The organism is Pontibacter sp. HSC-14F20, assembly GCF_019599265.1.
Lineage (GTDB): Bacteria > Bacteroidota > Bacteroidia > Cytophagales > Hymenobacteraceae > Pontibacter.
Map to the genome: position 1 here is coordinate 203,112 of NZ_JAHZTC010000004.1, position 18,356 is coordinate 221,467.

At 49.6% G+C, this 18,356-nt stretch carries 19 protein-coding genes; 13 read left to right on the forward strand and 6 right to left on the reverse strand.

Annotated elements, in window-relative coordinates; all coding sequences use genetic code 11:
* Positions 1–435: 435 nt before the first annotated feature.
* Both mdh and tilS read right to left on the reverse strand, forming a co-directional pair.
* Complete coding sequence (mdh, locus tag K3G39_RS06010; protein ID WP_220625270.1) at positions 436–1,377, reverse strand: malate dehydrogenase; 942 nt, start codon at positions 1,375–1,377, stop codon at positions 436–438.
* A 160-nt stretch (positions 1,378–1,537) separates the two neighbouring features.
* Positions 1,538–2,875 carry a tRNA lysidine(34) synthetase TilS gene (gene tilS, locus K3G39_RS06015; RefSeq protein WP_220625271.1) on the reverse strand — a complete coding sequence of 446 codons (1,338 nt, stop codon included), beginning with the start codon at positions 2,873–2,875 and terminating at the stop codon, positions 1,538–1,540.
* 121 nt (positions 2,876–2,996) lie between these two features.
* Between tilS and K3G39_RS06020 the strand changes: the two genes are divergently transcribed.
* From K3G39_RS06020 to K3G39_RS06055, 9 genes are all read left to right on the forward strand, one after another.
* Positions 2,997–4,853 carry an OstA-like protein gene (locus tag K3G39_RS06020; RefSeq protein ID WP_220625272.1) on the forward strand — a complete coding sequence of 619 codons (1,857 nt, stop codon included), beginning with the start codon at positions 2,997–2,999 and terminating at the stop codon, positions 4,851–4,853.
* A 55-nt stretch (positions 4,854–4,908) separates the two neighbouring features.
* Entirely contained in the window at positions 4,909–5,733 is an 825-nt protein-coding gene (locus K3G39_RS06025; protein ID WP_255594039.1) for an outer membrane protein assembly factor BamD, read from the forward strand.
* A gap of 11 nt (positions 5,734–5,744) precedes the next feature.
* The gene (locus tag K3G39_RS06030) at positions 5,745–6,071 is read left to right on the forward strand and encodes a DNA-directed RNA polymerase subunit omega (protein ID WP_220625273.1); all 327 of its coding nucleotides are present in this window, start codon (positions 5,745–5,747) and stop codon (positions 6,069–6,071) included.
* Positions 6,072–6,139: 68 nt separating this feature from the next.
* Positions 6,140–6,637 (forward strand): flavoprotein, encoded by a 498-nt coding sequence (locus K3G39_RS21135; RefSeq protein WP_370627199.1) that lies wholly within the window; start codon positions 6,140–6,142, stop codon positions 6,635–6,637.
* A complete protein-coding gene (coaBC, locus tag K3G39_RS21140) occupies positions 6,621–7,280 on the forward strand; it encodes a bifunctional phosphopantothenoylcysteine decarboxylase/phosphopantothenate--cysteine ligase CoaBC (protein ID WP_370627200.1) in 660 nt (219 codons plus the stop codon). Before K3G39_RS21135 ends, coaBC begins: the two co-directional genes overlap by 17 nt.
* Positions 7,273–8,178 carry a DUF4835 family protein gene (locus K3G39_RS06040; RefSeq protein ID WP_220625274.1) on the forward strand — a complete coding sequence of 302 codons (906 nt, stop codon included), beginning with the start codon at positions 7,273–7,275 and terminating at the stop codon, positions 8,176–8,178. Before coaBC ends, K3G39_RS06040 begins: the two co-directional genes overlap by 8 nt.
* Positions 8,179–8,247: 69 nt before the next feature.
* Positions 8,248–8,478, forward strand: coding sequence for a hypothetical protein (locus K3G39_RS06045; protein WP_220625275.1), 231 nt, complete (start codon positions 8,248–8,250; stop codon positions 8,476–8,478).
* A gap of 75 nt (positions 8,479–8,553) precedes the next feature.
* Positions 8,554–10,233, forward strand: coding sequence for a DNA repair protein RecN (gene recN / locus K3G39_RS06050; protein WP_220625276.1), 1,680 nt, complete (start codon positions 8,554–8,556; stop codon positions 10,231–10,233).
* Positions 10,234–10,433: 200 nt separating this feature from the next.
* Positions 10,434–11,252 (forward strand): enoyl-ACP reductase, encoded by an 819-nt coding sequence (locus K3G39_RS06055; RefSeq protein WP_220625277.1) that lies wholly within the window; start codon positions 10,434–10,436, stop codon positions 11,250–11,252.
* Positions 11,253–11,571: 319 nt separating this feature from the next.
* On the opposite strand, the gene K3G39_RS06060 is transcribed toward K3G39_RS06055, so the two are convergent.
* A complete protein-coding gene (locus K3G39_RS06060) occupies positions 11,572–11,943 on the reverse strand; it encodes a cupin domain-containing protein (RefSeq protein ID WP_220625278.1) in 372 nt (123 codons plus the stop codon).
* A gap of 27 nt (positions 11,944–11,970) precedes the next feature.
* Positions 11,971–12,201 carry a Kazal-type serine protease inhibitor gene (locus K3G39_RS06065; RefSeq protein WP_220625279.1) on the reverse strand — a complete coding sequence of 77 codons (231 nt, stop codon included), beginning with the start codon at positions 12,199–12,201 and terminating at the stop codon, positions 11,971–11,973.
* 179 nt (positions 12,202–12,380) lie between these two features.
* On the opposite strand from K3G39_RS06065, the gene K3G39_RS06070 reads away from it, so the two are divergent.
* The 3 genes from K3G39_RS06070 (at position 12,381) to K3G39_RS06080 (ending at position 14,011) form a co-directional block, all read left to right on the forward strand.
* Complete coding sequence (locus K3G39_RS06070) at positions 12,381–12,782, forward strand: CsbD family protein (protein ID WP_220625280.1); 402 nt, start codon at positions 12,381–12,383, stop codon at positions 12,780–12,782.
* 181 nt (positions 12,783–12,963) lie between these two features.
* On the forward strand, positions 12,964–13,293 hold the full coding sequence (locus tag K3G39_RS06075; RefSeq protein WP_220625281.1) for a YtxH domain-containing protein: 330 nt from the start codon (positions 12,964–12,966) through the stop codon (positions 13,291–13,293).
* A gap of 238 nt (positions 13,294–13,531) precedes the next feature.
* Positions 13,532–14,011, forward strand: a complete 480-nt coding sequence (locus tag K3G39_RS06080) for a YtxH domain-containing protein (RefSeq protein ID WP_220625282.1) — start codon at positions 13,532–13,534, stop codon at positions 14,009–14,011.
* 75 nt (positions 14,012–14,086) lie between these two features.
* Here the strand turns inward: K3G39_RS06080 and lysS are convergent, their stop codons facing one another.
* Together lysS and K3G39_RS06090 are read right to left on the reverse strand one after the other, a co-directional pair.
* Positions 14,087–15,613, reverse strand: coding sequence for a lysine--tRNA ligase (gene lysS / locus K3G39_RS06085; protein ID WP_220625283.1), 1,527 nt, complete (start codon positions 15,611–15,613; stop codon positions 14,087–14,089).
* Between the two features lie 178 nt (positions 15,614–15,791).
* Entirely contained in the window at positions 15,792–16,820 is a 1,029-nt protein-coding gene (locus tag K3G39_RS06090; protein ID WP_220625284.1) for a hypothetical protein, read from the reverse strand.
* A 265-nt stretch (positions 16,821–17,085) separates the two neighbouring features.
* On the opposite strand from K3G39_RS06090, the gene K3G39_RS06095 reads away from it, so the two are divergent.
* Positions 17,086–18,243, forward strand: a complete 1,158-nt coding sequence (locus K3G39_RS06095; RefSeq protein ID WP_220625285.1) for a PLP-dependent aspartate aminotransferase family protein — start codon at positions 17,086–17,088, stop codon at positions 18,241–18,243.
* The last annotated feature ends 113 nt before the right edge of the window (positions 18,244–18,356 follow it).

Consider the following 18,356-nt stretch of genomic DNA (forward strand, 5'->3'; position numbering starts at 1 on the left):
GCGACGGGCACCTACTTTTTTCCTTGATGGGGGTAGGGGCCCTCGATAAAGAAAAAATAGAGGCCCCTACACCCATCAAGGAAAAAAATTAAGACGCTTTTAAACTCGCTGACCGCTCAGACACAAAATCGTCAGTTGTGCACCTGGCTCAGGTGATTTGCTTCGTAGCTGAAGTGCAAGTTAGTCTTGCTATACCTTCAGTGATATGTGCTAAGAAGCGATACCTATAAAACTGGTAATGGCAGAAGTCCCCCTCTTGAGAGGGATAGAGGTGTTTCAACCGTGCACATGAATCTATAGCTACATAGCTTATACCTGGAGAATTGGTAGCAACAGATTCTCCGCCTGGGGTAGGGCCCTATGTAAGATTCAGACAAAAAAGCGCCACTCCTTTGCAGAAGCGGCGCTTTTGGTATCAATAAGTAGGTATAACGATTAAGCTTTGGCGGCGTTGATGTTGTCGAGCGCTTCCATTACTTCTTTCACGTGACCGCGTGACGTCTCCAGCAGTTGCTTCTCGTCTTCGTTCAGTTGCAGTTCGATGATCTTCTCGATACCGTTTTTGCCCAGGATTACCGGAACACCCAGGTATACGCCATCGATGCCGTACTCACCTTCGAGCTTCACACAAACAGGGAACACACGGCGCTGGTCGCGCACGATCGCCTCCACCATCTGAGCAGCCGCAGAGCCCGGGGCATACCAGGCAGAAGTACCCATCAGTTTCACCAGTTCACCACCCCCGTTCTTGGTGCGGTCAACAATAGCGTTCAGTGTTTCTTCGTCGATCAACTCAGTTACCGGGATGCCACCTACTGTTGTGTAGCGTGGAAGTGGAACCATGGTATCGCCGTGGCCACCCATTAATACTGCCTGGATGTCTTTTGGAGATACGTTCAGGGCCTCAGCCAAGAATGCTCTGTAGCGGGCAGTATCCAGGATACCAGCCATACCCATAACCTTGGTGCGAGGCAGTTTAGAGGTGATATGCGCTGCGTACGTCATCACGTCAAGTGGGTTAGATACCACGATGATGATGGCGTCAGGCGAGTGCTTCACGATGTTCTCAGTTACCGACTGCACGATACCGGCGTTGGTAGAGATAAGGTCATCGCGCGTCATGCCCGGCTTGCGTGGCAGACCAGATGTGATTACTACCACGTCAGAACCCGCAGTTTTGCTGTAATCGTTGGTTACGCCAACAGTACGCGTGTCGTATAGGTTGATGGGAGCTTTCTGCCAGATATCAAGCGCTTTGCCCTCAGCAAAACCTTCTTTAATATCCACTAAAACTACTTCGTTCGCGATTTCGCGGTAAGCCAATACATCAGCGCATGTCGCACCAACGTTACCAGCTCCAACTACGGTTACTTTCATTGTAGGATATACTTTAATTATGGTTTGAGAATCAGTTTACTTCCGTAAAAGTAGAAAAATCTATTGTTAAAAGCGTGCTTTTCGGACAAAAGACTATGTAACAAAAGACAAAGGATTTTTAATTATCCGTACATGAAGTCTTTTGTCTAGGATTCATTTGTCAGGAAGCCGCAGGCTTCCGCTGCAACGAGACTTCCAGCACCTGTTCTGTTTTTTCCGTCACTTTAAAGCGGTTGTCGAGTCGCTGGCCCACAATCCAAACAATAGACTGCTCTGATACCAATACCAGCGTTTTAGCTTTAAGGTTGGCCGGGATCTTCTTGTCGATCAGGAAATCGCTGATTTTCTTTTTGCCGTTCATGCCGAGCGGTACAAACCAGTCGCCTTCCTGCCAGGGGCGCAACTTCAGAGGAAATTTGAGCAGGCCGGCATCCAGGGCAGCCACATGGGGTTTTGTGTTGAGCTTATATTCACTGGCTGGTACATAACGCAGCGTTAGGTATACATGCTCTTCATTTACTTCAGTCTGACCTTCGGCTATGATTACACTCCCAAACCGATTCAGGTTGCGGGGCGTGATCACGAGCTGGTCGCGGTCTTTGACCAGGGTATGGCTCGGTGAGTCGAACTGTTTGCCCGGTATACCTTCCAGCGCCTCCACCAGTTCCAGCACCACGGTATAGTTGAAGTTAAAAGGTCTCAACAGCTCGTGCAGCACAACCGGCAGGCCCGTTGCGTTCAACGGCACCAGCGACAGGTACACGGCACCTTCAGCTTCTTTAAAACATTGCTGGCGCAGGTTGTCGATGTAGGCGTGCACGATCGCCTCGGCCTGACTTACCCGCTCGGCCGTGTGCTGCATGGTTTCCTCCAGGTTCGGGTTGATTTCCTTGAGCACCGGAATTACCTCATGCCTGATTTTGTTGCGCTGGTACTTTGTTGTCTCGTTGGATATGTCTTCCCGCCAGATCAATCGCTGCTCGGTTACGAAATCGAAAATATCGTCTTTGGCAACGGTGAGCATCGGCCGGATAATGTGGCCGTTCTGGGCAGGTATTCCATGAAGCCCTGCCATACCTGTGCCTTTGGTGAGGTGCAGCAATATGGTCTCTGTCAGGTCGTTGCTATGATGAGCTGTGGCAATGTAGTCGTAACCTTCCTGCTGGCGTACCTGTTCAAACCAGGTATAGCGTAGTGTACGGGCTGCCATCTGAATCGAGAGTTTCTCCTGCGCAGCAAAAGCACGGGTATCAAAATTTTCGGTATAAAAGGGCACCTCGTACTTTTTGGCCAGCTTTTTGGCGAAGAGTTGGTCGGCCTCTGCGTCTTCGGCACGTAGCCCGAAGTTGCAATGCGCAATGGCAAACGTATACTTAAGCTGGTGCAGCACTTCGCAAAGCACGATGGAGTCGATGCCGCCACTCACAGCCGCCAGTATTTTGCTGTCAGGCTCGCAAAGGGTATGGGATTGGATGAAACCGGAAACTTTCTTTAGCATAAGGCAGCGGCTGGTATATTTTTTATAATTTTGAAGTTAAGATCAGGCAAAGGCCACAGGTATAGAAACGTCGAAATAAAACGTTGCTCCTGATGAAGTCCTTGTCTTTTGTCCATAAAGCATGAACATCACAAAATTAGTCTATTCTATTCTCTTTACGCTATTGTCGTTGACAGTTTTGGCGCAGGAGCAACAGCAGCAGAAACCTCCGGTGAAATTGCGCCAGGCCACGCAGCAGGTGCGACCGCCGCAGCCGCCAAAGATTGTGCCGCAGCAACAGCCACCGCAGCCACGCATCAACCAGCCGCAGCAGGCACCCCAGCAGCCCCGCACTACGCCGCAACAGGATACGCTGCGTCGCGTCCAAACACCGGCACAACAAGGTCCTCAGCAGCAGGGACAACAGGATCGGGTAGAATTGAAAGGTGCGGATGACCTGGTTGGTACCACGATCAACGGAAAGCGTGTCAACAAACTGATCGGGAACGTGATTTTTCAGCAGAAGGAGACCTTTCTATATGCTGATTCTGTTTACCAGTACCGGGATAGCGAGATACTGGAAGCTTTCGGCAACGTGCGCATCAACCAGGCTGACACTGTTACTATGACTGGATCGAAAGCGGTGTACGATGGTGCCAAACGCACCGCCAAAATGAGCGGTGGGGTAACGATGCAGGATCCTAACATGACGCTTACGACGCCAACCCTGGACTATAACATGGATTCACGCACGGCGGTCTATACCGAGGGTGGTACCATTGTGCAGCCTAATAACCGCCTGCAGAGCCAGCGCGGCACCTACGATACCAATACGAAAGTCTTCACTTTTCAGCAAAATGTAAAAGTATTCTCGCCTGATTACGAAATCACGGCCCAGAATATGCGCTACAACACCGAAAGCGAGGTGGTATACTTCCAGGGGCCAACTTTTATCAAAGGACAAAACGGTGACCTTTATGCGGAACAGGGTACATATAATACTGTCACCAAAGTATCACGTTTTGGTCGCAATGCCTACATCGTGACGCCGGAGTACCGTTTGGGAGGGGATGACCTGTATTATGACGAAGGCCGTGGTTATGGCGAGGCAAAAGTGAACATGACCATGCGCTCACTTAAAGATGATGTGACGATTCGTGGGCAAGTGGGGCGCTACTGGCGCGACCAGGGCTTGGCCAAGGTATGGGGAAGTCCGGTGATGGAATCGATCATGGATGGCGATACCCTGTATATGGCCGCCGATTCGCTGATTTCGCAGGAAGCCAAGGCGGACGGACAGCCGAGCATGCTGTTTGCGTTCAAAAATGTAAAAATTTTCAAGTCAGACCTGCAGGGTACGTGCGATTCACTGAGCTACAACCGCACCGATTCCCTCATGTACATGCACCGCGACCCGACACTTTGGAGCGAGCAGAGCCAGATTGTGGGCGATACGATTCGCATTCATATGCGCAATAAAACGATCGACAAGATGTACATCTTTAGTAACTCCTTTATTACCTCAGAAGACTCACTCCAAAACTACAACCAGGTAAAAGGCCGTAACATGGTGGCGCATTTTCAGGAAGGGCGTATGCGGCGGGTAAATGTGAATGGCAACGGAGAAAGCATTTATTTTGCGCTGGAGGGCGATTCGGTGCTGACTGGTATGAACAGGGCCATATGTAGTGACATGGTTTTGAACTTTGCAGAAAATAAACTCAAATCTATTTCGTTTCTTGTAAATCCGGAAGCTAAGTTTATACCGCCGCACGAGTTGCAGGCCTCCGAACGAAGGCTGGAAGGATTTGCCTGGCTAGAAGAGCTCAGACCGGATAAAAAAGAGGTGCTGGCACCCCGGGAACCGGTAAAAGAGCCGATTTCTCCTGCAAAAGCCGCCGAGCCTGCAAAAGGCAAAGCATCGGGTGCCAAGCCAAAGCAGTCTCAACCCAAAAAGCCTGCTGCCGGAGCTGTCAAGCAGACACCGAACCCTCAGTAAACACTGTATATTCACGCTTGTAAATCACAGGGATATTGTATAATTTTGCCCGTTCATGAACAAAGGAATCCTGCATACCGTCGTAATGTTGTGCCTGTTGGTTTTTGCAACCAGCTGCAGCAACTTCCAGAAGCTATTGAAAAGCAACGACGTTGACCTGAAATACAAAGCCGCGCTCGAGTATTACGAGAAAGGGGACTACTACCGTGCAAACCAACTGTTGGAGCAGGTAATGCCTTTAATGACGGGTAGAGTTGAAGCTGAAAAAGCCCGTTTCTATTACGCCAACACACATTACCAGCAGCGGGAGTACATGCTGAGCGCTTTCCAGTTCCGCACTTTCTTCGAAACATTCCCGCGTAGCGAAATGGCTGAAGAGGCCATGTTCCTGCAGGCTAAGTCGCTCTATAACGACTCGCCGGACTATGAGCAGGACCAGACCAGTACCGTAACAGCCATGGAGTCTATTCAGGAGTTCTTGGTGCGCTACCCGAACAGCCAGTATGCCGCAGAGGCCAACACCATGTTCGATGATCTGAGCGCGAAGCTGGATCTGAAATCCTTTGAAAGTGCCCGTCTGTACTACAAACTGCGTTACTACAGGTCGGCTGTAGTGGCCTTTACAAACTTCCTGCGCGAAAATCCGTCTTCACCTTACAGCGAGGAGGCTTCTTACCTAAGAGTAGACGCACAGTATCGGTTTGCGCTGGAAAGTGTGCCCGACAAGCAGCAGGAGCGTTACATGGAGGCTGTAGACTTTTACCAGGCCTTCATCGACCAGTATCCGGACAGCCGTTTCCTGCGTAGTGCCGAACAGGTATACACCAACACGCAGAGCGAGCTCGAGAAAATAAAGAAAAATAACCCAAGCAATTCATAAAGCAAGTATATATGGCAGCAGTTCCATCATCAATCGTTACCCGTAACATGGCAGATTTCGCAAAGCAGACCGGCAATGTGTACAAGTCTGTTTCGGTGATCTCTAAAAGAGCAAACCAAATTTCTGTTAAGCTCAAGGAAGAGTTGAACTCTAAACTGGCGGAGTTTGCGACTACAGTGGATAACCTGGAGGAGGTATTTGAGAACCGTGAGCAGATCGAAATTTCTAAATACTACGAGCGCCTGCCAAAGCCAACTAACCTGGCGATCGAGGAATTCCTGGAAGGCAATGTATACGTTCGTACACCAGACGTAGAGACTGACGAAATATCGCTGTAAGGCGCATGCTCCGGAATCGGAAAATAGTATTGGGAGTTTGCGGAAGTATAGCTGCGTATAAAGCAGCCATGTTGGTCCGCTTACTCGTAAAAGCAGAAGCAGAAGTACAGGTAATCCTGACCACTTCTGCTTCTGCCTTTATAACCCCGCTCACACTGGCAACCCTTTCCAAACGGCCGGTGCTCACTGAGTTTGTGCTCAACGAGCAGGGCGTCTGGAACAACCACGTAGAACTGGGTCTTTGGGCCGATGCCATGGTGATAGCACCTGCCAGCGCCAACACAGTAGCCAAATTTGCCAACGGATTCTGTGACAACCTGCTTTCAGCCACTTATCTGTCGGCACGTTGCCCTGTGTTTGTGTCCCCGGCCATGGACCTGGATATGTACCAGCACCCGGCAGTGCAAGCTAACTTTACTAAACTGCGAGGGTATGGCAACTTCATCATTGAAGCAGGGTATGGCGAACTGGCTAGCGGACTGGTAGGGCAGGGGCGCATGGCAGAGCCCGAGGAAATTATTTGCGTACTAGAAAACCACTTTTCAGGCATTGGAAAAACTGTTTGAGGGCAAAACCGTGGTGCTGACCGCCGGCCCAACGTATGAGCCGATTGATCCGGTGCGTTTTATCGGTAATCATTCTACAGGCAAAATGGGCTATGCACTGGCCGAGTGTTTTGCCAGTCGGGGTGCTCAGGTACAGCTGGTGGCAGGCCCTACTAATTTGCAGGCACAGCATGAAGGTATAACGGTGACGCCTGTCACGACAGCCGACGAAATGTATGCGGCCGTAAAACGGCTGGCTCCTGCAGCTGACATCTGGGTGTTTGCTGCCGCCGTAGCCGATTACAAACCCAAAGTCGTTGCTACCAAAAAGATAAAAAAAACCGGTGCCGAACTGACTATTGAACTCGTGAAGAACGTTGATATAGCAGCTGCGCTCGGCAAAGAGAAGCGGGAAAATCAGTTTGCCTTAGGCTTTGCCCTGGAGACAGACAACGAAGACAGCAACGCACGCGAAAAGCTGAAAAAGAAGAACCTGAACATGATCGTGCTGAATTCGCTCAACGACCCGGGCGCTGGTTTTAAGCACGATACAAATAAAATCACTATTATTGAGGAAAATAAGACCACAGCTTTTGAACTGAAACACAAAAGCGAAGTGGCACAGGATATCGTCAACCTGATCTGGGAGAGACTCTATGTTTAAGCGACTGTTTGTTTTGCTGTGTGTGATGGGAATAGCCTTGGGAGCGCGTGCCCAGGAGCTGCAGTGCGATGTGGTGGTAAACAGCGAACAGGTAGCTTTTGCAGACCGGCAACTGTTCACCGAAATGCAGAACCGCATTTTTGAGTTTATGAACAACCGCCGCTGGACAAACCAATCTTACAGAGTAGATGAGCGCATTAAATGCCGTATCCTGATCAACCTGACCGAAATGCCTGAAGTTGGTACTTTCCGGGCCAATGTGCAGGTTGTGTCGGTACGGCCAGCTTACGGTACCGGCTACGAGTCCACTCTTTTCTCGTTCATTGACCGTGACTGGCTTTTCCAGTTCAACGAAGCACAACCACTCGACTTTGCCGAAAATAACTTTACCGGCAACCTGTCGGCGATGCTCGCTTTCTACGCCTACATGATTATTGGGATGGATAACGACAGCTTTTCCAAACTGGGCGGTTCGCCTTCTTTTGACAGGGCACGTGGTATCCTGAACCTGGCGGCTTCACAGAACTCTATTTTCCCGGGTTGGCGTCCGTTTGAGGGGAACCGAAACCGCTACTGGATGATCGACAACATGCAGGACCCCGTATTTATCCCTTTTAGGGAAGGCATTTATGCGATGCACCGCGAGGGAATGGACATCATGGTGCAGGATCCGGAAAAGGCCCGCAAGGCCACTTTAGAAGTATTGCGCAATATCCAGAAAATATCGCAGCAGAAGCCCGGCGCGGCGGTAATTCGCTCTTTCTTTGAAGCCAAGTCGGATGAGCTGGTGCATGTTTTCAAAACTGCCGCACCAGCCGACAAGCAGGCTGCCTATACCTTGCTCACGCAGGTTGACCCTACCAACAACACCAAATACGAAGTGCTGCTCCAGCGCTAAGCCTTTTCCAAATTTCACAGAAAGCGCGTATCTTCACGGGGCGGATGGCTATACCTGTGCGCTATACCTATGGGCAAACGTCAGATCAGAATCAATCGAAACAAATTGGCCGACCACCTGCCCGATTTGCTGCAACAGCAGACGTTGCAGGTGGTGTTGAGAACCCGCGTGGTGATGCAGGGCGTGCTACAGCATGTTTCAGCTGAAGAACTGGAGTTGCTGGACGGCCGGCGAAGCAAGCACACCATACCTGTAGCGGAGGTAGAAGAAGTGATTTACGACATAGAAGCACCTTATTAAAATACACCCAAATTATCGAACTAAGTCCGGGCCTTAAGTCTTATACCTTGTGACGAACGTCTTGCATCCTGATATATGCTGATTGATCTTAAAATAAAAAACTACGCACTGATAGAGCAGTTGGAAATGAATCCATCGCCGGTGCTCAATATTATAACCGGCGAAACCGGTGCTGGTAAGTCCATTATGCTGGGCGCTATCGGCTTGCTGCTCGGTAACCGCGCCGACTCCAAGTTGCTTTTTAACCAGGAGCAGAAGTGCGTGATCGAGGGCGTGTTTGATATTTCGCAGTATAATCTCAAAGAGGTGTTCTTGGCCGAAGACCTGGACTTTGATGAGCAGTGCATTCTGCGCCGCGAGATCAGCCCGAGCGGAAAGTCGCGCGCCTTCGTGAACGACACCCCTGTAACGCTGGACGTGCTGCGCAAAATAGGGGAGAACCTGATGGACATCCACTCGCAGCACGACACGCTGCAATTGGGCGACACCAGCTTTCAGCTCAACATCCTCGACATCTATGCAGGCAACACCTCGCTGGACATTTATGCAGGCAACCTCTCATACCTGAAAGACTACAACGAGACTTTTCGCAGGTATAAGAAGTTGGAGGGCGACTACAAAAAACTTACTGACCAACTGGCGCAGGCGCAGAAGGAGCTGGATTACAATACCTTTCTGCTCAACGAACTGGAAGAGATCAACCTGCAGGAAGACGAGCAGGAGCAGCTGGAGACAGAACTAAAGGAACTGGAGAATGCAGAGGATATAAAACTGAAGCTGACGCAGGCTGTGCAGTCACTTACGGAATCCGAGTTCAATATCACTTCTGCCCTCAAAGACACAGTACAACTGATCGGGCAGTTAGCGGCTTTCTCTCCAAAATATGAAGAGCTCCGTACCCGCACCGAGAGCTGCATGATTGAGCTGAATGATGTGGCTGGCGAACTGGAAGATGCCGAGCGCCGGACTGAGGCTGATCCTGCCCGCACCACGGAAGTGCAGGAACGACTTAATACGATCTATACCCTGCAGCGCAAGCACCAGGTAAACACTATAGCCGAATTACTCGGAATACAACGTGAACTCGAAAACAAAGTAGGCAGTGTGCTTAACTTGGACAATGCCCTGGCCAGCACCGAGAAAGCCATGAAAGAGGCCGAGAATGAAATGCTGGAAAAAGCAGCAGTGCTCTCAGAGCGTCGCAAGGCTTCGTTTGGCCAGTTTGAGAAGGAGCTCTATACCTTGCTGGCTGAACTTGGCATGCCAAACGCGCGCATTGTCATACAGCATAAAAGTGCGGCTCCTACTGCCACAGGCACCGATGAGATCAGCATCTTGTTCAGCGCCAACAAAGGAGCACAGCCGCAAAGCCTGGTGAAAGCCGCCTCCGGAGGTGAATTCTCCCGTCTGATGCTCAGCATCAAGTACATGCTAGCCGATAAGACTGCTCTGCCTACGATTGTGTTTGATGAAATCGACACAGGTATATCCGGTGAAGTAGCTGTGAAAGTGGGCAGGATGATGCAGCAGATGGCACAGAAGCATCAGATTATTGCTATTTCGCACCTACCGCAGATAGCGGCGCAGGGTAACTCACACTACTTTGTATACAAGCACGATACCGAAGACCGCACGATCAGCCGCGTGAAGAAGCTAAGTGAGAAGGAGCGTGTAGACGAAATTGCACACATGATTGCAGGGGCCAACCCAAGTGCGAGCGCCTACAAGAGTGCCAAGGAATTGCTATCGCTGTAAGCTCATCCAGTTTTGTTCCTGTGCTCAGTACCCCGATCCTGAAACAGCGATGGGAGCTAAGACAGGAGTTAACTTGCGTGAATGAAGACTGCTTTGCACTTGAGTTATACCTAGTAATTGCTATATTGCTGCCTGATTTGCGCTAGCTATACCTATCTGGCAGAAATCAATAAAATTTGAAACATTAACCTGACAAATACATGTCTTATAATCTGCTTAAAGGAAAGAAAGGAATCATTTTCGGAGCGCTTGACGAGAAGTCTATTGCCTGGAAAGTGGCGATGCGTGCCAAAGAAGAGGGCGCTGAGTTCGTGTTGACCAATGCACCCCTGGCTATGCGTATGGGCGAGATCAACAAACTGGCTGAGGCCTGCAACACACAGGTTATACCTGCTGATGCCACTTCTGTAGAGGATCTGGAAAACCTTTTCACCAAAGCACAGGAAATACTGGGCGGCAAAATTGACTTCGTGCTGCACTCTATCGGCATGAGCCCGAATATCCGCAAAGGCAAGTCGTATGGCGACCTGAACTATGAGTGGTTCCTGAAGACGCTGGACATTTCGGCGCTTTCTTTCCATAAAGTGATGCACGTGGCTGAGAAGCAAAATGCCATGAACGAGTGGGGCTCTATCGTAGCGCTTTCGTACATCGCTGCTCAGCGTGTATTCCCTGACTATACCGACATGTCGCAGGCAAAGGCCGTGCTTGAGTCGATTGCCCGCAACTATGGCTACCGCCTGGGTAAGCTGAATAAAGTGCGCGTGAACACAGTATCACAGTCGCCAACCAAAACTACTGCTGGTACAGGCGTAGGTGGTTTCGACGCTTTCTACGATTATGCTGATAAGATGTCGCCACTTGGCAATGCTTCTGCTGAGTCATGCGCTGACTACTGCATCACCCTGTTCTCTGACCTGACCCGTATGGTGTCGATGCAGAACCTGATGCACGACGGTGGCTTCTCTACCATGGGCATCTCCGAAGATGTGGTAGAAATGATCAGCAAGCAGTCTTAATTTCTAAGAACTAGAAAATTGAAGATGTGAAGGTTTTTAAATGAATCTCGTATCTTCTGAAATATGAAAAGCCCCTGGTGCTAAATGCGCCAAGGGTTTTTTTATATTAGAAGCGTAAGAGGAAGACTGGTATAAGAGAATGTCTATCTCCTGGAACAACTGCCAGGAGGCTACTCGGGGAACATCTGAACCACCCAATCTCTCTGGGCAATTATACTCTAAAGAATACCCTCGAAATTGGTGTCATTCTGTAAAGTAATCTGGAAATGTAGTCGTTGCCATTTACTAGAAAGATCCATTCAGGATGACAAAATTAGCATCAATCTTCCTCCCGATGCACTTTAGTGAAGTCGAATGCCGGTACGCAAACCGACCAGTATTCTGTCTCTTCGTTGTAGGGATTGGCATAACGGATGCGGGCACCGGCTTTGATCAGGATGGATTCGCCGGCTTCTACAACAATCTCTTCACCGTCTACCTCAATTAACTTGCGGCCACGCAGCACGATCGTGATTTCGTCGAATTCTGGCGTTTGATGTGGCTCGCCCCAATGCGGCGGCGCTACCATGTGAGCCACACTAAAAGCGCTGGTCTGGGTAGAGGCTTTGCCGAAATGCTCTTCTATCAGTTTGCCATCCGTAGTAGGCACCCGAAAAGGCCTGGTCTGCTTAAAATATTTCTTCTCAGTCATAGTCAGTCATAGGCTGTCAGGTATGGCTCAGGATTTAGTGGCGCATTCGCCTTTGGTATAGGAAGTTACGCCTGACCGGTCAGCTTCGCAGGCATTGCCGTAGGTTTTTCCGTCGCAGCCGCACACAGGGTCGTACTGCATGGTACACATCTGGTCGGGATTGATCTTAGCCTGATCGATGCAGGGAATTTCACTGTTTTTGCAGGAGTAGAAGACGCTCATAGCCAGGAAAGCTGTCGCGAAAGCTGTTTTTTTCATCGTGTTTTATTAGTTATCGTTTGTACGCAATTATTGGTGGACGGGGAGTAATAACGTATAGCAAACTAAGTATGCACTGCCCCGTATGTATTGGAACGTAAATTAAAAGAGATATAGGCAGAAGGACTATACTTTCTATTATTTATGAAGGCGCCTTATCAAATAAACAGCACCAGAAAATGATAAACAAGATGAACGACGAAAAAGGAAAGATTTTGCTGGCCACGCTGGCCGGTATTGGAGTAGGCGTAGCGGCAGGTATACTGCTGGCTCCCAACAATGGCCTTGACACGCGCGACAGTTTAAAGAGAACATTGAGCAAAGCAGGTGATGACCTGGAGCGCACTGTGAAAAACTTTATGGACAAGCTCGAGAGCAACAAAGTGACTGATGATGGCAGCAGCCTGGTCATGCGCGGATCTTGGGACGATGTAAAAGGCCAACTGAAGCAGAACTACGCAGAACTTACTGAAGACGACCTGACTTACGTGGAAGGTCAGGAGGACGAGCTATGGGGCCGTCTGCAGCAAAAGTTAGGCAAGACCAAGAATGAGATCATGAAAGTGATCAGAGACTTGTAATAACATACTGATCGCAATTAAAAGCTCAGCAAAGTGTTTTGCTGAGCTTTTTTTCGTTATTTAGATGCAGTATAGTACAAAACTGTAGTATAGTTATAACTTAATACATGGCTTCATCGTTATTAGGTCAACAGTTGAAAATCAAAGAAATCAAATCCAACAATTTATAATAAACAGAACTATGAAAGATAATAGCGGAAAAGTAATGCTTGCACTGTTGGCAGGTGCCAGCGCCGGTGTAATTGCAGGTCTATTGATGGCCCCGGACACAGGTGAGCAAACCAGAACTGGTATCAAAAAGTGGGCGAACAAGCTGAGCAAAGACTTAGAAAAGAACCTGCAGACTGGCCTTGACGAGATTAAGAACATGAGCAACGAAGCCATGAACAAAATGGGCAATGCGAATAAAACTGGTGGTAACACGGGCGGCAATGCATCGTCTTCATCAACTGGCTCAACCGGTTCATCTGCCGGTACAAGCACAGGTGGCTCTACTGAAACAAACGTTTAGTACATAGCCCTTTCAGAAACTATACTTTAAACTTAGCTTACTCCCGGGGCATACCTGCCTCTGAGGCGGAAACACTAGTTTTGTGAAGATGACAGGCCTGTCCCTTACCGGGGCAGGCCTTTTGTTTTTGGTAATTGGCGAGCTGAATTACGTTAACCTTAGAACTTTACTCCCGTTATTATTTTAGAGAGTAATAGAAGTTTGCAGGAATGAATTCACACTAAAACCAAAGGAAACTATGAGAACGAAAATGGATTACAGCAGCCTGGGAGAGGCCAAAAGTACATACAGCAACACCCCGCGATCTTCCTCAACCTACAGCCATGTGGGCAAAGAATCGGGCGGAAACAAAACACACTCCTCTGTTCGTGAGCCAATGCACCAGCCGCAAATGCAGCAACGAACTGTGTATAGCAGCGGAAATCGCAAGGCGTCTTCTTCTGACTCACATGGCGAGAGCAGCGGAACATTGGGGGTCGCCATGGGCTTGCTCGCCGGCGCCGGCGTAGGTGTGCTAGCCGGTATACTTATGGCGCCCGACAGTGGCCGTATTACCCGTCGCCGCCTGTCAGACTCCGCCGCTTGGGTAGGCCGCGGCATCAACGAGAAGTTAGGTGTTGGTAAGACTAAAATTGACTCCTGGGTCGGGAAAGAAGAAAGCCTGAAGGATGCTGCTGATAACCTGAAAAATAGAAATTCGGGTGAGGAAAAGTTTTAGATAGGAAATCAAGTATAAACAGAAATGGCCCGCTAAACCTTAGCGGGCCATTTCTTATTTATATAAGATGATCGCTTATTCTTCTCTCTTCTCCGGCTTCATCTGCGGGAAGAACAGCACATCCTGAATAGAGTGCGAGTTCGTCATGATCATACTCAGGCGGTCGATGCCTATACCTAAACCGGCAGTTGGTGGCATACCATACTCGAGTGCACGCAGGAAGTCTTCGTCCAGCACCATGGCTTCTGTGTCGCCACGCTTGCCAAGCTCCAGCTGCTCTTCAAAGCGGGCACGCTGGTCGATCGGGTCGTTCAGTTCGGAGAAGGCATTGCAAATTTCCTTGCCATTGCAGATTGCTTCGAAACGCTCTACCAGACCCGGCTTGTCGCGGTGCTTCTTGGCTAGCGGGCTCATCTCCACAGGGTAATCCGTGATGAAAGTTGGCTGGATCAGGTACGGCTCACAGGTCTCACCAAAAATCTCGTCGATGATCTTGCCTTTGCCCAGTTTCGGATCCACTTTTATACCTAGTGACTCGGCAGTCTGGCGCAGTTCCGGCTCTTCCATCTCCGAAATATCGATCTTAGTGAAGTGCTCGATGGCCTCAAACATGGTAAAACGCTTCCATGGGCGCTGGAAATTGATGATGTTCTCACCCACCTGCACCTCGGTAGTACCGTGAAGGTCCATGGCTACTTTCTCCACCATTTCCTCTACTAGGTCCATCATCCAGTTGTAATCTTTGTAGGCCACATAAAGCTCCACCTGCGTAAATTCCGGATTGTGGAAACGGCTCATACCTTCGTTGCGGAAGTCTTTGGCAAACTCGAATACACCGTCGAAACCGCCTACGATGAGGCGCTTCAGGTATAGCTCGTTGGCAATGCGCAGGTATAGCGTCATGTCCAGCGTGTTGTGGTGCGTCTTGAACGGACGCGCCGCCGCACCACCGTACAGTGGCTGCAGAATAGGGGTTTCTACTTCCAGGTAACCTTGATTTGTCAGGTAGGAACGCATGGAATTTACCAGTTGCGTACGCTTGCGGAAGGTTTCGCGCACGTGCGGGTTCACGATCAAATCCACGTAACGCTGGCGGTAACGCAGTTCCGGGTCTGTAAAGCCATCGTGCACGATCTCGTTGCCGTTCTCATCAACCTCACGCTTCACAATCGGCAGCGGACGCAGCGATTTGGTCAATACCTTCAGCTCTGTTACGTGTACCGAAATCTCGCCTACCTGTGTGATGAAAGCATAGCCTTTGATACCGATGAAGTCACCGATATCGAGCATCTTTTTGAACACGGTGTTGTACATGTCCTTGTTCTCGCCAGGCGCAATGTCGTCGCGCGATACGTAGATCTGGATGCGACCGGTGCTGTCCATCAGCTCAGCAAACGAGGCTTTGCCCATCACGCGGCGGCTCATCAGGCGACCAGCCAGGGTTACTTCCTGGTAGTTGTTCTTGTCCTTATCGAAATTCTCCTTTATCTCTTTGGCCGTGGCCGTCACTTCAAATGTTTCGGATGGATATGGGTTAATGCCCATTTTCTCCAGCTCTTCGCGCTCGTGGCGTCTGCGTAGTTCCTGTTCGCTGAGTTGCATGCGATTTTAGTACTAAAGGTGACTGTTATATATAAACTACAAAATTGCTAAATAAACAGGAGGTTTTAAACATTAAATTGCTAATTGTTAGCCGCTGTATTGTAGCGGGACATAAAGTAAAAGCCCCGGCAAGCAAGACTTGCCGGGGCTCCCATATATGTAGTAGAACAAATGGGACTTAAGCAGCTGTGCGGAGTTGCTGCTCATCGTCCTGCAAAAGCGGTTTTACTTTGTCTTGCAATCGGGCTGCCACAAAGGAGTTTTGCAGATAGGCCGGCAGTTCCTGCACAAAAGCCTCGTATTGCTGCAAACTCATGGCCTGCGCCACATAGCACTCATGTATACCGTTCAGGTAGCTTACAATCTGGAGCAGCGATTCGTGGAACAGCTTAAAGTCGATGTCGGACTGCACGAAGCGCTCGATCTCGCGGTGCGAACTGGAGATGCGCAACCTCGCCAGCAAGTCGAACAACGTTGTATAGCCCATACGCCAGGTCAGCTGCTGCCAATGCTGCGGACCAAACTTCTGTAGCACCTCACCTGTGCGGCTGCTGCGGATGGCGGTATTCGGGTTAGCCTGTACCTGCTGTCGAACGGATCTGGCCTTCATGCGTCGCGTAGTCTTCAAAAACTGACCGATCTGCGACTGCGCTTCGAGCTCTTTGCCCGCAATCTGCAAGCCTGGTTTGTAATGCGCCAGCGGCAAACGGTTGATGCGGAAGTCATCGTAATGCCCCGATGCATAAAAGCTCATCGCCTGCGGGTAAGCATTCTTCACGATCAGGCGGCCCGCTTCGCGCATCACCAAGGACTCGTTGCTGGTCTTGATCTGGCGGGTATGCAGAAAAGCCTGTAAGCTCGCAAACACGGTATAGTAAGCCTGCGGAAACGTCCAGTGCAAGGCGTTGCGGATATAGTTCTCATCGCCTAACTCGGCTGTAGTACGCAAAGCATACTCTGTATTCCAGCTGTTGAGCAACAGTTTCTTCACTGCTTCCAAATCTTCTTCAGATAACTCAGCAGGCACATCCTTAAAGTAGGCCAGCTGCTGCAGACCCATCCCTTCGTAATGATCGAGGTGGTAATTGATAGCGAAAAAGTAGTTCAGAAACACCTGCGCCGGGATGGATTTATACCATTCCTTGTCCAGCTGTTTCTGCTCTTCCGGATACATGGATATGATGTTTTCTTCTTCTTTCTCTTTCATGTATTTACAACATTTTTAGCCTGCTAACAGTTGCATATTTAAGGTGTAAATGCAGTGATTTTATGATTTTAATATGCTGTAAATCAGGGACTTGCAAAATATTTATAAAATAATTTCTGAGCCAGTAAATTGCTGTTGCAGAGGCCTCTTTATCAGGCATTTTCTGCGATGTCTATACCTGCAAAAGCGAACTAGATGTAAGCGCTTGCCATCATAACCTGAAGCTCGAAATAAGAGTACAAGAGGGGGACAAAATCCTTATACCATGGAGCTATCTTACATCCTGAACGAGTTGGGCGAAGATCGGGAACTGTATTACAATGCAGTAACGCCTCCCATCCTGCAGACCAGCAATTTTGCCAGCAAAACGGTGGACGATATGCGGCGCATGCTCCAGAACGAGGCAGAGTCATACCTCTATACCCGTGGCAACAACCCCACTGTGACCATGTTTGAGAAGAAGATGGCGGCGATGGAAGGAGCGGAGCATGCTATTGCCTTTGGAAGCGGGATAGCGGCAGTTTCGGCAGCGGTGCTATCGCAAGTGAAGGCAGGAGATCATGTGGTGTGTGTGGATAAACCTTACGGCTGGACCAATGTGTTGATGAACCGCTTCCTGCCCAGGTTCGGGGTAGAAGTAACCCTGGTAGACGGTACCGACACGGAGAACTACCGCCAGGCGATGCGGCCCAACACGAAATTGCTATACCTGGAAAGCCCGAACTCTTTTACCTTTGAGCAGCAGGATATTGCAGCTGTTGCAGCACTTGCCAAAACGCATGGCTGTAGCACCATCATCGACAATAGTTTTGCCTCGCCGCTCAACCAGAACCCTTTACAGATGGGCGTGGACCTGGTCGTGCACTCCTGCACCAAATACATTGGCGGCCACTCTGACACGATGGGCGGCGTGATTTGTGGCAGTCGCGACATGATCAACAGGATATTCGAGGGAGAGTTTATGACGCTCGGGGCTATTTTGTCGCCGCACGATGCCTGGCTGCTCCTGCGTGGTCTGCGCACACTGCATGTGCGAATGGAGCGCGTCGCTGAAACAACCCGAAAGGTAGTAGCCTGGCTTCAGCAGCAGGAAAAGGTTGAGAAGATCTATTATCCTTTCCTGCCTTCAAATCCGCAGTATGAGCTTTCCAAAAAACAACTGCGCAACAACACCGGGCAGTTTACAATTGCTCTCAGAACAGATGACATCAAGAAAGCAGAAGACTTCTGCAACAGTTTGCAGCACTTTCTGATGGCGGCCTCCTGGGGCGGACACGAGTCGCTAATATACCCGGCCGCCGCCTATTACAACAACGGCAGTCACAAAGGCAAACTAGACTTTAATCTGGTGCGCTTTTACATCGGGCTGGAAGATGCAGACTATCTGATTAAAGATATAGAGCAGGCGCTGAGCAAGGTGTAGCACCACCAAAATATACAATTGAAATAATATTGATGATTTGGTAACATTTGATTGAAAGCGTCTGCTTACCTTTGCAACCGATGGATCTTCATGCGCACTTCTGTGTACGTATC

Bases quoted from the DNA above. Each gene is read 5' to 3' on its own strand.
- K3G39_RS06055 (WP_220625277.1), top strand. From the start codon at position 10,434: ATGTCTTATAATCTGCTTAAAGGAAAGAAAGGAATCATTTTCGGAGCG.
- K3G39_RS06095 (WP_220625285.1), top strand. From the start codon at position 17,086: ATGGAGCTATCTTACATCCTGAACGAGTTGGGCGAAGATCGGGAACTG.
- K3G39_RS06040 (WP_220625274.1), top strand. From the start codon at position 7,273: ATGTTTAAGCGACTGTTTGTTTTGCTGTGTGTGATGGGAATAGCCTTG.
- K3G39_RS06070 (WP_220625280.1), top strand. From the start codon at position 12,381: ATGATAAACAAGATGAACGACGAAAAAGGAAAGATTTTGCTGGCCACG.
- mdh (WP_220625270.1), bottom strand. From the start codon at position 1,377: ATGAAAGTAACCGTAGTTGGAGCTGGTAACGTTGGTGCGACATGCGCT.
- K3G39_RS06060 (WP_220625278.1), bottom strand. From the start codon at position 11,943: ATGACTGAGAAGAAATATTTTAAGCAGACCAGGCCTTTTCGGGTGCCT.
- tilS (WP_220625271.1), bottom strand. From the start codon at position 2,875: ATGCTAAAGAAAGTTTCCGGTTTCATCCAATCCCATACCCTTTGCGAG.
- K3G39_RS06020 (WP_220625272.1), top strand. From the start codon at position 2,997: ATGAACATCACAAAATTAGTCTATTCTATTCTCTTTACGCTATTGTCG.
- K3G39_RS06090 (WP_220625284.1), bottom strand. From the start codon at position 16,820: ATGAAAGAGAAAGAAGAAGAAAACATCATATCCATGTATCCGGAAGAG.
- K3G39_RS21135 (WP_370627199.1), top strand. From the start codon at position 6,140: ATGTTGGTCCGCTTACTCGTAAAAGCAGAAGCAGAAGTACAGGTAATC.
- K3G39_RS06045 (WP_220625275.1), top strand. From the start codon at position 8,248: ATGGGCAAACGTCAGATCAGAATCAATCGAAACAAATTGGCCGACCAC.
- K3G39_RS06065 (WP_220625279.1), bottom strand. From the start codon at position 12,201: ATGAAAAAAACAGCTTTCGCGACAGCTTTCCTGGCTATGAGCGTCTTC.
- K3G39_RS06075 (WP_220625281.1), top strand. From the start codon at position 12,964: ATGAAAGATAATAGCGGAAAAGTAATGCTTGCACTGTTGGCAGGTGCC.
- K3G39_RS06030 (WP_220625273.1), top strand. From the start codon at position 5,745: ATGGCAGCAGTTCCATCATCAATCGTTACCCGTAACATGGCAGATTTC.
- recN (WP_220625276.1), top strand. From the start codon at position 8,554: ATGCTGATTGATCTTAAAATAAAAAACTACGCACTGATAGAGCAGTTG.
- K3G39_RS06080 (WP_220625282.1), top strand. From the start codon at position 13,532: ATGAGAACGAAAATGGATTACAGCAGCCTGGGAGAGGCCAAAAGTACA.
- K3G39_RS06025 (WP_255594039.1), top strand. From the start codon at position 4,909: ATGAACAAAGGAATCCTGCATACCGTCGTAATGTTGTGCCTGTTGGTT.
- lysS (WP_220625283.1), bottom strand. From the start codon at position 15,613: ATGCAACTCAGCGAACAGGAACTACGCAGACGCCACGAGCGCGAAGAG.